We start from the raw sequence: 428 nt of genomic DNA on the forward strand, positions 1-428 counted from the left end.
GTTCGGCAAGCGCCACTCGGCGCCCGACTTCTTCCCCGAGACGGTGGACAAGCTCGTCGCGCATACGAGCTGAGGTGACGGCAATCCAGGCCCATAGGACAGTTGGGCTGATCAGTCGGCGCCTGTATTCGACGTTGGAGGCCCGGTGGCGGTCGCGGTGGGTTCAATGAAAGCCACCCAGGGCGAACACGTCGATCGCCTTTCGCAGCAGCGGAACGACTTGCGTCGGACTTAGCGCTGCGATGAATGCACTGTTTCCGAAGCATCACGACGCGCCCTGGCATCTGGTCGAACGCCGGACTTCCCGAGACAGTGGACAAGCTCATCGCGCATACGAGCTGAGTTGGCAGTGGCGGTACTGTCAGGCTGGCGCCGGCTCATTTGAACCGAAGGGGATTGAAAAGCGGGTCATGGCGGATTCATCTTGC

General features: G+C 61.4%; 1 protein-coding gene. It reads left to right on the top strand.

The annotated features are described in order from the left end of the window. Positions 1 to 242: 242 nt before the first annotated feature. A partial coding sequence (locus tag EN786_RS38380) for a hypothetical protein (protein WP_210238929.1) occupies positions 243 to 428 on the top strand: 186 nt, incomplete at its 3' end.

The organism is Mesorhizobium sp. M4B.F.Ca.ET.143.01.1.1 (genome assembly GCF_004792275.1).
In the GTDB taxonomy this organism is placed as follows: domain Bacteria; phylum Pseudomonadota; class Alphaproteobacteria; order Rhizobiales; family Rhizobiaceae; genus Mesorhizobium; species Mesorhizobium abyssinicae.